The following is a 14,125-nucleotide window of genomic DNA, read 5'->3' as shown; positions in this document are numbered from 1 at the left end:
TTGGCACGCTGTTGAGTTCTCAAGGAACGGACGCTTCCTTTGTACTCACCCTCTCGGGCTTTCCTCCGGGCGCTTCCTTCGTTGTGTTCCAAACTCTATCAGGTCTTTTTCGACTCCCTGACCACTCATCTGCGAGCACGCAGAAGCTGACCCAGGGATTAGGATCTGACTTGATAGATGCTGCCGAGTCCGGACGCTTAGCGGCGTCGCTCGCCTCAGGCAGGAGTCCGACTGTACATGGGGCGTTGGGCGGGCGCAAATCGTTTGTGCAGTGCCCCTACTCAGTCAACCGGGACCTCTCATGCGGAACCGGGACTTTTTATGACTTACTCTTCTGAACAGTGCGTCGTCCAGGACAGGCTAGTGACGGCGGCTACGACTCTCCACCCCCTGGGAGGCTTGCCATGACCAGCGTGACGTCCCCGCTTGCCGGACGCGCCATCGGGCTCTCTGCTGTACCGGATCCCGTGTTCTCCGGCGCGATGGTCGGACCGGGCACCGCCATCGACCCCGCGCGCGAGCCCTCCGAGGCTGTCGCCCCCGTCGACGGCATCGTCGTCTCGCTCCACCCTCACGCCTTTGTCGTCGTCGACGACCAGGGCCACGGCGTCCTTACCCACCTGGGCATCGACACCGTCCAGCTCAACGGCGAGGGCTTCGAGCTGCTCGTCAACAAGGGTGACACCGTGCAGCGCGGTCAGTCCATCGTGCGCTGGGACCCGGCGGGCGTCGAGGCGGCCGGCAAGTCTCCGATCTGCCCGATCGTGGCACTCGAGGCCACTGCCGAGTCCCTCTCCGGCCTCGTGGAGGATGGCGACGTGAAGGCTGGGGACGCTCTCTTCAGCTGGAAGTGACGTCATCGCCGTCCCTGACGGCAGGTAGAACATCCACCGCGGCGGCTGGGCCCGTCGCTCTATCGGAGACGGGTGAAATGGAGACAACGCTGCGAGGCGTCGGCGTGAGCCACGGGGTGGCGATCGGCGAGGTTCGGCACATGGGGACGGCGGTGCTCGAGCCGCCTGCCAAGCAGATTCCCGCGGAGGAGGCCGAGCGCGAACAGGGGCGCGCTCGCCAGGCCGTGGAAGCTGTCGCCGCCGACCTGAATGCGCGTGGCCATCTGGCGGGCGGCGAGGCACAGCACGTGCTCGAGGCGCAGGCCATGATCGCCCAGGACCCCGAGCTCATGGCCGACGTCGACCGCCGCGTCACCGTCGGCAGCTCGGCGGAGCGCGCGATCTACGACGCGTTCTCGCACTACCGCGAGCTGCTCGCGGGCGCCGGTGAGTACATGGCCGGTCGCGTCGCCGACCTCGATGACGTGCGGAATCGAATCGTCGCCCGTTTGCTGGGCGTTCCGATGCCCGGTGTGCCGGACAGCGACGAGCCCTACGTCCTGATCGCGCGTGACCTCGCGCCGGCGGACACGGCCCTGCTCGACCCCACGCTGGTGCTCGGCTTCGTCACCGAGGAGGGCGGGCCGACCAGCCACAGCGCGATTCTCGCGCGGGCGCTCGGTGTGCCCGCGATCGTCGCTCTGCCGGGTGCGGGTGAACTGGCCGAGGGCACGGTTGTCGCCGTGGACGGCAGCACCGGTGAGATCTTCGTCGAGCCGAGTGCGGAGAAGCGCAGCCAGCTCGAGGCTTCGGCCGCCGAGCGCAAGGCGGCGCTCGCCGCTTCGACCGGTCCTGGTGCGACGTCCGACGGTCACAAGGTTCCGCTACTCGCCAACGTCGGCGGTCCCGCCGATGTGCCGGCCGCGTTGGAGGCCGGAGCCGAGGGTGTCGGCCTCTTCCGTACCGAGTTCCTCTTCCTTGACGACAGCACCAAAGCGCCGTCGGAGGAGAAGCAGGTCGAGGCCTACCGCAAGGTGCTCGAGGCGTTCCCCGAGGGCCGTGTCGTCGTGCGGGTGCTCGACGCGGGCGCCGACAAGCCGCTCGACTTCCTGACGCCCGCCGACGAGCCGAACCCGGCGCTCGGCGTGCGTGGGCTGCGCTCGCTCCTTGAGCACCCCGATGTGCTGCGTACGCAGCTGACGGCGCTGGCCAAGGCCGTGGAAGGACTGCCGGTCTACCTCGAGGTCATGGCGCCGATGGTCGCCGACCGGATCGACGCCAAGGCGTTCGCCGACGCGTGCCGCGAGGCGGGGCTGCAGGCCAAGTTCGGGGCCATGGTGGAGATTCCGTCCGCCGCGCTGCGGGCGCGCTCGATCCTCCAAGAGGTCGAGTTCCTCTCGCTCGGCACCAACGACCTCGCGCAGTACGCCTTCGCGGCGGACCGGCAGGTGGGCGCGGTGTCCCGGCTCCAGGACCCGTGGCAGCCCGCGCTGCTCGACCTGGTCTCGCTGTCCGCCGAGGCGGCCAGGGCCGAGGGCAAGAGCTGTGGTGTGTGTGGCGAGGCGGCCTCCGACCCGCTGCTCGCGTGTGTGTTGACCGGTCTTGGTGTCACCTCCCTGTCGATGGGTGCGGCGTCCATTCCTTACGTGCGGGCGACGTTGGGCAAGTACACGCTTGCCCAGTGCGAGCGTGCGGCGGCTGCCGCGCGTGCCGCGGACACGGCCGAGGACGCCCGGAAGGCCGCGCAGGCGGTTCTGTCCGGCGAGTAACCGGAACAACGTGTGTGAGGGGCGCTCCATCCGACAGGGTGGGGCGCCCCTCGGCGTTCAGTGGCGGTGTCCCCCTTCGGGCTCGGCGTCCCCGATGGGCGGTGCGGCGCAGTAGTCGACGCCGGACTCCGGTGCGACGAGGTCCCCTGACACCGCGTCGGTGCAGTAGGCGTCAAAGACCTCCGACGCGGTCAGGGGGAGCAGCCGCTCGCCGTGCAGGCGCCAGCCCTGGACGCGGTCGGGCCTGCCCTCCGCGGTGGTGCGCATGACCAGGCCCCCGGCGCTGTGGGTGGCGATGCCGACCGCGAGGATCGTGGTGAACTCCAGGGCTTCGGTCTCGTCGAGTTCCGCGTTGCCCTCGGCATCCTGTGCGGCGTGCAGCGCGGCGAGGAGGGTCTCCGGGGCTGCGGGCACGCTGCAGACGAGGTGGCGGGTGCCGGGGCCGGAGCTGTCGAGCAGTTGGACGAGCAGGTCCGCGGCCCGGTCGAAGGCGGCCCGGCCGATGTCCTCGCCGCAGACCGCGCAGGTGCCGAGGCGGGCCAGGAGCATCGTCGCGTACTCCCAGGTGGCCTGGCGGACCGCCTCGTCGACGAGGTCGGGGAGGAGATCGGAGAGGGGCTGGCCGTCGTACGGGACGGTGGGGCCGGTGGTTGCCAGTTCCGCGGTGAAGCGGGTGCGGCTGGCCGGGTCGTCCGGGTCCAGGCCTGCCTCGGTGCAGTACTCCTCGTACTCCTCGGGGTCGAAGAGCGCGATGGTCGTGTGCCCGCCCTCGGACGCGACGGACCTGAGGAGGCCTTCGGCCTGCCGGAGGTAGGCCTTGTGGTCGTCGAAGGTGAAGGTGCGGTAGCGGCGCATCGCCGCGAAGTCGACCTCGTCGGCCAACAGGCCGATGGTTCCGGCGACTTCGCGGCGTAGTGCGCGGCGCATGGTGGTGTGTTGAGTGCGCGCCATGATTCCCCCTGCGTTCCGTCGATCAATGCTCACTCAGAGTAACTTCGAGCACTGACAACGACGGCTTGACGGGGGGTCAGGAGCGCTTGCGGGCCAGTTCCTCGTAGAACCGGAGCAGGTCGAGGTTGTCCACCGAGCCGGGGTTGACCGCCTTGTCCAGCGCGGTGCCTTGGAGCAGCCGCTTGACCGGGACCTCGATGCGCTTGCCGGTGAGGGTGTGGGGGATGCCGGGTACTTCGATGACCTCGTCGGGGACGTGGCGCGGGGACAGCTGTGCGCGGATCGTCTGCTTGATGCGGTCACGGAGGCCGTCGTCGAGGGTGGCGCCGGGGGCGAGGTGGATGAAGAGGGGCATCCAGTAGCCGCCGTCGGGCTGTTCGACGCCGATGACGAGGGATTCGCGGATCTCCGGGAGCCGTTCGACGGCCTCGTAGATGTCGGCCGAACCCATGCGTACGCCTTGGCGGTTGAGCGTGGAGTCGGAGCGGCCGTGGATGACGACCGAGCCGTGCGGGGTCACGGTGATCCAGTCGCCGTGGCGCCAGACGCCGGGGTAGGTGTCGAAGTAGCTGTCGTGGTATCGGCTGCCGTCCGGGTCGTTCCAGAAGTGGATCGGCATGGAGGGCATCGGGTTGGTGACCACGAGTTCGCCGACCTCGTCGATGAGGGGCTTGCCCTGGGGGTCCCAGGCCTGCAGGTCCGTGCCGAGGCCGGGGGCCTGGAGCTCGCCGATGTGGACGGGCAGGGTCGGTACGGCTCCGGCGAAGCAGGAGCAGACGTCCGTGCCGCCGCTGACCGAGGCCATCCACAGGCCGCCGGGGGTGTCCTCGAACTCGTCGTGCAGCCAGCGGAATCCGTCGGGCGGCAGCGGGGAGCCCGTGGTGGCGACGCACTGGACGGTGGAGAGGTCGAAGTCGCGGGCCGGGTGCACACCCGCCTTGCGGCAGGCCATGACGTACGCCGCCGATGTGCCGAAGAGGGTGGCCTTGGTGCGTTCGGCGATGCGCCACTGGGCGCCGGTGTCGGGATAGCCGGGGCTGCCGTCGTAGAGGACGATCGTCGTGCCGGTGAGGAGGCCGGAGACGAGGAAGTTCCACATCATCCAGCCGGTGGACGTGTACCAGAAGAAGCGGTCTTCGGGGCCCAGGTCGCAGTGCAGGCCGAGCTGCTTGAGGTGTTCGACGAGGATGCCGCCCTGGGACTGGACGATGGCCTTGGGCAGGCCCGTCGTGCCGGACGAGTAGAGCACCCACAGGGGGTGGTCGAAGGTGACCGGTTCGAAGACGGGGGCCGTGTCCGATGCGGTGAGGGCGGACCATTCCAGGGCGCCTTCGGGGGCTTCGGTGCCAAGGAGCGGGATGTGGACGACGGCGCGCAGGGTGGGCAGTTCGCGGCGCAGTTCGGTGACGGCGTCGCGGCGGTCGTGCTCCTTGCCGCCGTAGCGGTAGCCGTCGACGGTGAACAGGACCACCGGTTCGACCTGCTGGAAGCGGTCGAGGACGCTGCGGGCGCCGAAGTCCGGGGCGCAGGAGGTCCAGACGGCGCCGACGGCCGCGGTGGCCAGGAGGGCGACGACGGCCTCCGGGATGTTCGGGACGTAGCCGCTGACGCGGTCTCCGGGGCGTACGCCGAGGGTGCGCAGCTCGGCCGCCAGGGAGCCGACTTGGCGGCGCAGCTCGCCCCAGGTCACGGTGGCAGGCTCGTGGTTCTCGTCGACGTGGAGGAGCGCCGGGTCGCCCGCGCGCGTGGGGTCTTCGGCTGCGCGCAGCGCGTGTTCGGCGTAATTGAGTGTGGCTCCGGGGAACCACTCGGCGCCCGGCATCGAGCGGTCGCCGAGCACGCGCGCGTAGGGCGTCGAGAACCGCACGTCGAACCAGTCGGTCACCGCTTTCCAGAACGTGTCCAGTTCGTCCACGGACCAGCGGTGCAGTGCCGCGTATCCGCCGTCGGCGGGTGCTCCGTGGCGTTCGGCGGCCCATGCCTGGAACCGCGTGATCTGCGCGGCGGCGATCCGTTCCTGGTCGGGCTGCCAGAGCGGTGAGGGGTTCGCTGAGGACATGGGTCGGCTCCCGGGCTCTACGCGTCGTATGCGTGTGTGGTGCGCGCGTGCTGATCGTGCGCGCGACACGGCTGACAGGGACGATGCCACGTGATCGATTTCCACACCAGGGCGTGCCTCACACAGTCGGCGAGGCGACTATGTGCCGTCACCCCAGGTGAACGGCAGTTGAACGATCCACACGGGCGGCTTCTTCGGTGGCAGGGTGAGCAGCATGAACGGTCGTGACCTGGTGCGTTCGATGAAGGCGGTCAGCTTGGTCGGTACGGCGCAGGGGTTGCGTGCGGTGCGGTCCTCTTGGCGTAGGCGGCGGGTGGACGCGGCCGGGCTCGCCCCCCGTGGTGTCGAGCGGGCGCGGGTGCCCGGTCCGGTGACGGGTGTGGAGCCGGGGCCCGGGGGCGGGGTGGTGCGGTTCGCCCGTTCGGAGCTGCGTGTCCGGGTCACGACGGGCGGTGCCATCTTCTGGGGCTGGGACGGTGCGGAACCCGATCCTTCGTACGCGCTCGTCAGCGGGAGCCCCGAGGCGGACCCGCGGGCCGTCCTCGAACCGGACAAGGAGGGCGGCTGGCGGGTGGTGTCGGAGCGGGCGACGGTGGTCGTCTCGCGGCACGGTGCCGTGGAACTGCGGACGCCCGGCGGTCTCATGCTGCGCCGTGATCTGCCGCCGCGCTGGTGGGAGCCTGTAGACGGGGGCTCGGCACGCTGGCTGCAGCGCTCGCGGGTGGCGGCGGACGCACGGTTCTTCGGGCTCGGGGGGCGCGCGCGGGGGCCCCGGCTGCGGAATGGTACGTACCGCCTGTGGAACACCGATCCGGGTGGTTCGTTCGGGCCCGGCGACGACCCCTTGTACATCACGATGCCCGTGCAGTTCGTGGTGGCGGACGTCGGGTGTCATCTGGTGTTCCACGACAACACGTGGGACGGCACCGTGGCGGTGCGCGAGGGCGAGGAGGGTGCGGGGTCCGGGCACGACAGGGCCGGTTCGTGCGAGGTGCGCATGGATGGCGGGCCGTTGCGGTGCTGGGTCGTGGTGGGCACCCCCGCGCGCGTGCTGCACACCTGGGCCTCGCTCACGGGGCCGCCCGCGCTGCCGCCCACGTGGGCGCTCGGGCACCATCACGCGCGGTGGGGCTTCGGGGGTGAGCAGGAGGTGCGGCGGATCGTCGCCGGCTACCGGGAGCGGGGGCTGCCGCTGGACGCGGTCCATCTGGACATCGATCACTACGAAGAGCACCAGGTGTTCACCGTCGACAAGGAGACATACCCTCATGTGCCGCAGCTGGCCGAGGAGTTGCTCCGGGACGGGGTGCGGCTGGTGTCGATCGTCGATCCCGCCGTGAAGGCCGAGCCGGGCAACGAGGTGTACGACAGCGGCAGTGCCACGGACGCCTTCGTGCGGGATGCCGGGGGGCGGACGGTGCACGGCGTCGTCTGGCCGGGCCAGGCGGTGTATCCGGACTTCACGGACGCGCGGGTGCGGACGTGGTGGGGCGGCCTCTACAAGGAGCGCCTCGCCCAGGGGTTCGCGGGTTTCTGGCACGACATGAACGAGCCGGTGTCCTTCGCCGCCTTCGGGGAGCCGACACTGCCCCGCTCGGCCCGGCACGCCCTGGAGGGCCGCGGCGGTGACCACCGTGAGGCGCACAACGTGTACGGCCTCGGCATGGCCCGCGCCGGGTACGAGGGGCTGTGCGAACTGCACCCCCAGGAGCGGCCGTTCCTCTTCTCGCGCTCGGGTTGGGCGGGAATGCAGCGCTACGGAGGGACGTGGTCCGGGGACGTGGCCACGGGGTGGCCGGGGCTGCGGGCGTCCCTGTCGCTGGTGCTCGGCCTGGGGCTGTGCGGCGTTCCGTACTCGGGTCCCGATGTGGGCGGGTTCGACGGGAGCCCGTCGCCCGAGTTGTATCTGCGTTGGTTCCAACTCGGCTCGTATCTGCCGCTGTTCCGTACGCACGCATCGCTGCGGGCCGGGCGCAGGGAACCATGGGAGTTCGGTCCCGAAGTGTTGGAGCACGCGCGCGTGGCGCTCCTCGAACGCCGGCGGCTGATGCCGTACTTCGTGACGCTCGCGCATCTGGCGCGGCGTACGGGAACGCCGTACGTGCGGCCCTTGTGGTGGGGCAGCCCCGAGGACCGCGCGCTGCGTGACTGCGAGGACGCGTTCCTCCTCGGCGACTGTCTGCTGGTGGCGCCCGTGTTCGAACCGGGGGCCGTGCGCCGTGCGGTGCGGCTGCCACCGGGGCGTTGGTACGACACAGCGACCGGCCAGGCGTACGAAGGGCCTGCCCGTGTGCTTCTGGAGGCGCCGTTGTCCCGCATTCCTGTGCTCGCGCGGGCCGGAGCAGTACTGCCGGTGCGGGGCGCTGACGGCGGGCTGGAGCTGGAGGTGTGGGCGCCCGCTCCTGGGCGTACGGGAGGCGGCCTGGTGGTCAGGGACGCGGGTGACGGGTGGGATCAGCCGGAGATCGAGCGGTTCGCCGCGCGGTGGGTCGGGGGCCATGTGGTGGTCGAGCGGGACGGCCGGGGCGCCGAGGACACCGAGGAGGCCGCGGGCGAGGTCGGGCTGCGGGTGACGGTGCGAGGAGTGCCGCGGCGTCAGATGTAGCGCCCTTCGAACCAGGCGCGCACGACCGACGTGTGCAGAGGGAAGGCCAGTTCGGCCGGGCGGTGGAGCAGGTGCCAGCCTTCGGTCTCGTCCGTCGGGGCGGGGTCCGGCAGCTCGGCCACCGGGCGCTCGGGCAGCATCCCGAAGAGCAGCAGGTGACCGTCGGGGGCGCTGAGGGCCTCCGCGAGGCGGACGTCCCGGCCGGCCGCGCTGATGCCGGTCTCTTCCTTGAGCTCGCGGACGACGGCGTCCCGCCAGTCCTCGCGGTCGTCGATGAACCCTCCGGGCAGGGCGACTCCCCCGCGCGCGGGAGCGATGGTCCGGGTCACGACGACAAGGGCGGTGCCTTTGGTGTCGTACACGGGCTGCAGCGCCACCGCCACGGGCAGCGGATTGCGGTAGGCCACCGTGCCGCAGGCCGCGCAGGTGCGGGGCCAGGTGGAAAGGCGGTCCCCGTAAGGCGTTCCGCAGCTCGAACAGTGGGAGCCCGGGGCGGTTTCGGCGCGGTGCTGGGATGCGGACACGCGGCGGACTGTATCCGATCACTCCGGTGACGGTCTTTCCCTGCGGGTCCGGATCCTGATAGATGCAGGGTTCATGACAGGACTTGCCCCCGCCCTGCGGAATCTCGCCGTCACCGCCACCGCTCTGGTCGCCGTGGCCGCCGCCCCCGCGCCCGCCCACGCCAAGCCCGAACCCAAGGCGCCCGACGCGTTCGTGGCGTTGCGCGACGTCGACCCGACGATCATCCAGGAGATGCGCTACTTCACGCCGCACAATTTCGTGGGTGAGCCCATCGACGGCTACAAGAAGCCGATGTGCATCCTCACGGAGCCCGCGGCGAAGGCGCTGCACAAGGCGCAGCGGACGCTGCTGCGCAAGGGCTACTCCCTGAAGGTGTACGACTGTTACCGGCCGCAGCGGGCGGTGGACCAGTTCGTGCGCTGGGCCGAGGATCTCGGCGACGTCCGCATGAAGGCGGAGTTCTATCCCCAAGTCGACAAGTCGCGGTTGTTCGAGGACGGTTACATCGCGGCGAAGTCCGGGCACAGCCGCGGCTCGACGGTCGATCTGACGGTCGTGAAGCTGCCCGCTCTGCCGACCCGCCCGTACGTCCCCGGAGAGGCGCTCACGCCCTGCTACGGACCCAAGGACGCGCGGTTCCCCGACAACTCCGTGGACATGGGGACGGGGTTCGACTGCTTCGACACCCTCTCCCACACGGACGACCCGCGGATCAGCGGAGAGCAGCGCGCCAACCGCGACGTGCTGCGCGGGGCGCTGACCAAGGTCGGCTTCGTGAATCTCCCCGAGGAGTGGTGGCACTTCACGTACAAGCCCGAGCTCTTCCCTGACACGTACTTCGACTTCCCCGTGGCGCGTCGCTCGCTGGGCGGGAAGTAGGGGGTGCCGCGCTACTGACGCGATCCGGTTGCCCGTGGCACACTTCTGACGTTCCGTCAGATCCAGTGTCGTGGAGGAGCCTTGTCGCGTACGCGTACTCCCGTGGTGGCCGACTGGTTCGCCGGGGAGGGAGACAACTTCCGCCTTCTGGGCACGCGCTGCTCGGCCTGCGCCTGTGTCTTCTTCCCCCGCGAGGACGGCTTCTGCCGCAATCCCGGCTGCTCGGGCGGTGACCTCGACGAGGTGCCGCTCTCCCCGCGCGGCCGCATCTGGTCGTACACGGACAGCCGCTACCGGCCACCCGCGCCCTATGTCTCCGATCCGGAACTTCCGTGGCAGCCCTACACGTTGATCGCTGTAGAGCTGGAAGCGGAGCGGATGGTGGTGCTCGGACAGGCGGCTTCGGGGGTGAGCGTCGCCGACCTCGAGGTCGGCATGGCGGTAGAGGTCGTCCCCGGCGTGCTCGATGGGCCCCACGGAAACGACGGGGACGACGGAAACGACGGGGACGCCGGGGACGAAGACTCGGCGACGGTCTGGACGACGTGGCACTGGCGGCCTGTGGGGGTGGGCGCATGAGCAGCGAGGTGGCGGTGCTCGGCGCGGGCATGCACCCGTGGGGCAAGTGGGGCCGGAGTTTCGTCGAGTACGGCACGGCGGCGGCCCGCGCGGCGCTCGCCGACGCCGGGGTGGACTGGCGTGACGTGGGTTCGATCGTCGGCGCGGACACGGTGCGCGGGGGCTATCCCGGGTACGTGGCCGGGGCGACGTTCGCGAAGGCGCTCGGCTGGCAGGGCGCACGCGTCGCGAGCGTGTACGCGGCGTGCGCGTCCGGAGCACAGGCGATCAACACGGCGCGTACGCAGATCCTCGCGGGCCTGGCCGACGTCGTCCTGGTGGTCGGGGCCGACGCCGCGCCCAAGGGGTTCTTCCGCCCCGCGGGAGGGGATCGGCACGACGACCCCGACTGGCTGCGGTTCCGGGTCCTCGGCGCCACCAACCCCACGTACTTCGGCCTGTACGCACGCCGCAGGATGGCGGTGCACGGCGACACACTGGAGGACTTCGCCCAGGTCAAGGTGAAGAACGCGGCGGCAGGGGCGCTCAATCCGAACGCGCGCTACCGCAAGACCGTCACCGCCGACGACGTGGCGGCGTCGGCCGTCGTCGCCGACCCCTTGCGGCTGCTCGACATCTGCGCCACCTCCGACGGGGCGGCGGCGCTCGTTCTGTGCAGCATGGAGTTCGCGCGGCGGCACGGTGCGACAGCCCCCGTGCGCATCAGGGCCGTGTCCACGGTGACGCCGACGTATCCGAACACCGTCCTGGACCTGCCGGACATCGCGACGGACTCCGCGGCATCCGTGGCACCGGCCGACGGGACGTTCCGCGCCTCCATCGCTCGCACGGCGTACGAAGAAGCGGGCATCGGGCCCGAGGAGCTGTCCTTCGCGGAGGTCTACGACCTTTCCACCGCGCTCGAACTGCAGTGGTACGAGGACCTGGGACTCTGCGGCGAGGGAGAGGGGGCCAAGCTGCTGCGGGAGGGGGCGACCGCGCTCGGCGGCCGCATACCGGTCAACCCCAGCGGCGGGCTCGCTTCCTTCGGAGAGGCCGTGCCGGCGCAAGCCATTGCCCAAGTCTGCGAGCTCACCTGGCAGTTGAGGGGCACCGCGGGGGGGCGGCAGGTGGCGGGGGCACGCGCGGGGATCACCGCGAACCAGGGTCTCTTCGGGCACGGTTCCTCGGTCGTCGCGGTGCGCTGAGCGCTGTCACGGGCCTGCGCGGCACTTCACGGGGGAAGAGCGCGGGCACGCCGCAGGGGAGAGCGCGGGCACGTCGCGGGGGAAGGACACACGCCGGTTAACCGTTGCCGTCCGCGACCTTGACGCTCCATCACCACCGGTGAACACTTCCGGTGTCAGTCGGCATCGCCGCACTTCGGCTCCGCGCCACTCAGGGCCCGTGTACGCGTGAAGGGTCTGCACGAAGGGCCTGTTCAGCGGGTCATCCCCCTCTGGGCGATTCGACTGCGACGGCACGCTCGCCATGGAAGCCGGGCGGGGCGCGGGATCTCCCCTGCCTTCGGCTGACGGCACCGGGCGCAGCCAGGCAGTAGTCGTGGGAACACACCCTGCACGGGAGTACCGGGGCCACAGCCCCGGGCGAGGGCCTAGGAGCCGCCATGTACTCGAATGGGGACATCTTCGTCGGTGAGATCATCGGCACCGCGATTCTTATTCTCTTCGGCGCCGGCGTATGCGCCGCCGTCACCTTGAACTATTCGAAGGCCAAGGCCTCCGGATGGATCGTCATCGCCTTCGGATGGGGCTTCGGCGTGATGGCGGGGGCGTACACCGCCGCCCCGCTCTCCGGCGGTCACCTCAACCCGGCCGTCACACTCGGCATCGCCGTCGACACGGGCGAGTGGGGCGACGTCTGGATCTACGTGCTCGGGCAGATGATCGGGGCCATGCTCGGCGCCGTACTCGCGTATCTCGTCTACTTCGCGCAGTTCAACGCCAACGCCACGCGCGGCGGCAAGAAGGACGCGCAGGGCGTGGATACGCCGCTGCCCACCCTGGGCATCTTCTCGACCATCCCCGAGATCCGTAACCCGGTCGCCAACCTGATGACCGAGATCATCGGGACCATCGCCCTGGTGCTTCCGCTGCTCGCCTTCGGACTCACCAAGGGGCTCGGCGAGTCCGGCACGCTCGTGCTGATCGTGGCGTTCCTGGTCGTCGGCATCGGCCTCTCGCTCGGCGGGCCCACCGGCTATGCCATCAACCCTGCCCGTGACCTGGGCCCGCGCATCGTGCACACGTTCCTGCCGATCCCGAACAAGGGCACGTCCGACTGGAGTTACGCCTGGGTGCCCGTGGCCGGGCCGCTGATCGGCGGAGCTCTGGCAGGACTCATCTACAACGTAGCCTTCTGACTCAAGGGGTAGCCATGCCGGACAACTCCGAGAAGTTCGTCGCCGCCATCGACCAGGGCACCACCTCAAGCCGCTGCATCATCTTCAACCACGCGGGCGAGATCGTCGCCGTGGACCAGCGCGAACACCGGCAGATCTTTCCGAAGCCGGGGTGGGTGGAGCACGACGCCACCGAGATCTGGTCCAAGGTGCAGGCCGTGGTCGCGGGAGCGATCGCCAAGGCCGGGCTCCGTGCCGACCAGGTCAGCGCGCTCGGCATCACCAACCAGCGTGAGACGACGGTCCTTTGGGACCGCGCGACGGGCAAGCCCGTGCACAACGCGATCGTCTGGCAGGACACCCGGACCTCGGCGCTCTGCAACGAACTGGGCGGCGCCGACGGCCAGGACAGGTTCCGGGAGCAGACCGGGCTGCCCCTCGCGAGCTATTTCTCCGGGCCCAAGGCGGCCTGGCTGCTCGACAACGTGCCCGGTCTGCGGGCCCGCGCCGAGCGCGGCGAGATAGCCTTCGGCACGATCGACTCGTGGCTGATCTGGAATCTCACCGGCGGCACGGACGGCGGCGTGCACGTCACGGACGTCACGAACGCCGGGCGCACCATGCTGATGAACCTGGCCACGCTCCAGTGGGACCAGTCGATCCTGGCCGCGATGAACGTCCCCGAGGCGATCCTCCCGGAGATCAGGTCGTCGGCCGAGGTCTACGGCACCGCCGTCGGACAGCTCGCCGGTGTGCCGGTCGCCTCCGCCCTCGGCGACCAGCAGGCGGCCATCTTCGGGCAGGCCTGTTACGACACGGGGACGGCCAAGAACACGTACGGAACGGGCAGCTTCTTGTTGCTCAACACCGGTAACCGGCCCGTCCCCTCGAAGAACGGGCTGCTCACCACGATGGGCTACAAGATCGGCTCCGAGGCGCCCGTCTACTGCCTCGAAGGGGCGATCGCGATCACCGGCGCCCTGGTGCAGTGGTTCCGCGACCAGCTCGGCATCATCCGCAGCGCCGACGAGATCGAGCCGCTGGCCGCGAGCGTGGAGGACAACGGCGGCGCCTATATCGTCCCCGCGTTCTCCGGCCTCTTCGCGCCCTACTGGCGCTCCGACGCGCGCGGTGTGGTCACCGGACTCACCCGGTACGTGACCAAGGCGCATCTGGCGCGTGCCGTCCTGGAGGCGACCAGCTGGCAGACCCGTGAGGTCGTCGACGCGATGTACCAGGACTCCGGGGTGCAGCTGCGGACCCTGAAGGTGGACGGCGGCATGACCAAGAACAATCTGCTGATGCAGCACCAGGCGGACGTTCTCGGGGTGCCGGTGATCCGTCCGAAGGTCTCCGAGACGACGTGTCTGGGAGCCGCGTACGCCGCGGGCCTGGCGACCGGCGTGTGGAACGACCTCGACGAGCTGAAGGCGCACTGGCAGCAGGAGGTCGAGTGGACGCCGGTGATGGACACCGAGGCGCGTGAGCGCGAGTACCACAACTGGCACAAGGCGGTGGAGCGGAGCTTCGGCTGGCACGAGGACGGCGCGAGCTGAGCCGGAGGCCGAGCCGAGGATGACCACG

General features: G+C 70.2%; 11 protein-coding genes. 8 read left to right on the top strand and 3 right to left on the bottom strand.

The window, feature by feature from the left end:
* Positions 1–404: 404 nt before the first annotated feature.
* Positions 405–854: a PTS sugar transporter subunit IIA gene (locus AC5P1C_RS25380; RefSeq protein ID WP_467686270.1), complete on the top strand. Its 450-nt coding sequence runs from the start codon at positions 405–407 to the stop codon at positions 852–854.
* A 77-nt stretch (positions 855–931) separates the two neighbouring features.
* Complete coding sequence (ptsP, locus tag AC5P1C_RS25375) at positions 932–2,602, top strand: phosphoenolpyruvate--protein phosphotransferase (RefSeq protein ID WP_493868222.1); 1,671 nt, start codon at positions 932–934, stop codon at positions 2,600–2,602.
* Between the two features lie 57 nt (positions 2,603–2,659).
* On the opposite strand, the gene AC5P1C_RS25370 is transcribed toward ptsP, so the two are convergent.
* Both AC5P1C_RS25370 and AC5P1C_RS25365 read right to left on the bottom strand, forming a co-directional pair.
* Positions 2,660–3,553 carry a DUF8829 domain-containing protein gene (locus AC5P1C_RS25370; RefSeq protein ID WP_493868221.1) on the bottom strand — a complete coding sequence of 298 codons (894 nt, stop codon included), beginning with the start codon at positions 3,551–3,553 and terminating at the stop codon, positions 2,660–2,662.
* A gap of 76 nt (positions 3,554–3,629) precedes the next feature.
* On the bottom strand, positions 3,630–5,612 hold the full coding sequence (locus AC5P1C_RS25365; RefSeq protein ID WP_493868220.1) for an acetoacetate--CoA ligase: 1,983 nt from the start codon (positions 5,610–5,612) through the stop codon (positions 3,630–3,632).
* Positions 5,613–5,826: 214 nt separating this feature from the next.
* On the opposite strand from AC5P1C_RS25365, the gene AC5P1C_RS25360 reads away from it, so the two are divergent.
* Entirely contained in the window at positions 5,827–8,217 is a 2,391-nt protein-coding gene (locus AC5P1C_RS25360; protein WP_493868219.1) for a glycoside hydrolase family 31 protein, read from the top strand.
* Here AC5P1C_RS25360 and AC5P1C_RS25355 read toward each other — a convergent pair.
* Positions 8,208–8,741 carry an NUDIX domain-containing protein gene (locus AC5P1C_RS25355; protein ID WP_493868218.1) on the bottom strand — a complete coding sequence of 178 codons (534 nt, stop codon included), beginning with the start codon at positions 8,739–8,741 and terminating at the stop codon, positions 8,208–8,210. The genes AC5P1C_RS25360 and AC5P1C_RS25355 overlap by 10 nt on opposite strands.
* Positions 8,742–8,814: 73 nt before the next feature.
* Between AC5P1C_RS25355 and AC5P1C_RS25350 the strand changes: the two genes are divergently transcribed.
* From AC5P1C_RS25350 to glpK, 5 genes are all read left to right on the top strand, one after another.
* Positions 8,815–9,621, top strand: coding sequence for a M15 family metallopeptidase (locus AC5P1C_RS25350; RefSeq protein ID WP_493868217.1), 807 nt, complete (start codon positions 8,815–8,817; stop codon positions 9,619–9,621).
* 102 nt (positions 9,622–9,723) lie between these two features.
* Positions 9,724–10,200: a Zn-ribbon domain-containing OB-fold protein gene (locus AC5P1C_RS25345; protein WP_493868229.1), complete on the top strand. Its 477-nt coding sequence runs from the start codon at positions 9,724–9,726 to the stop codon at positions 10,198–10,200.
* Positions 10,197–11,387 (top strand): lipid-transfer protein, encoded by a 1,191-nt coding sequence (locus AC5P1C_RS25340; RefSeq protein WP_493868216.1) that lies wholly within the window; start codon positions 10,197–10,199, stop codon positions 11,385–11,387. The genes AC5P1C_RS25345 and AC5P1C_RS25340 overlap by 4 nt, the downstream gene beginning before the upstream one ends.
* A 419-nt stretch (positions 11,388–11,806) precedes the next feature.
* A complete protein-coding gene (locus AC5P1C_RS25335) occupies positions 11,807–12,562 on the top strand; it encodes an MIP/aquaporin family protein (RefSeq protein WP_493868215.1) in 756 nt (251 codons plus the stop codon).
* Between the two features lie 14 nt (positions 12,563–12,576).
* Complete coding sequence (glpK, locus tag AC5P1C_RS25330) at positions 12,577–14,097, top strand: glycerol kinase GlpK (protein ID WP_493868214.1); 1,521 nt, start codon at positions 12,577–12,579, stop codon at positions 14,095–14,097.
* The last annotated feature ends 28 nt before the right edge of the window (positions 14,098–14,125 follow it).

This window comes from Streptomyces sp. A18, assembly GCF_059026065.1.
This window is presented reverse-complemented; position numbering and strand designations above follow the sequence as displayed.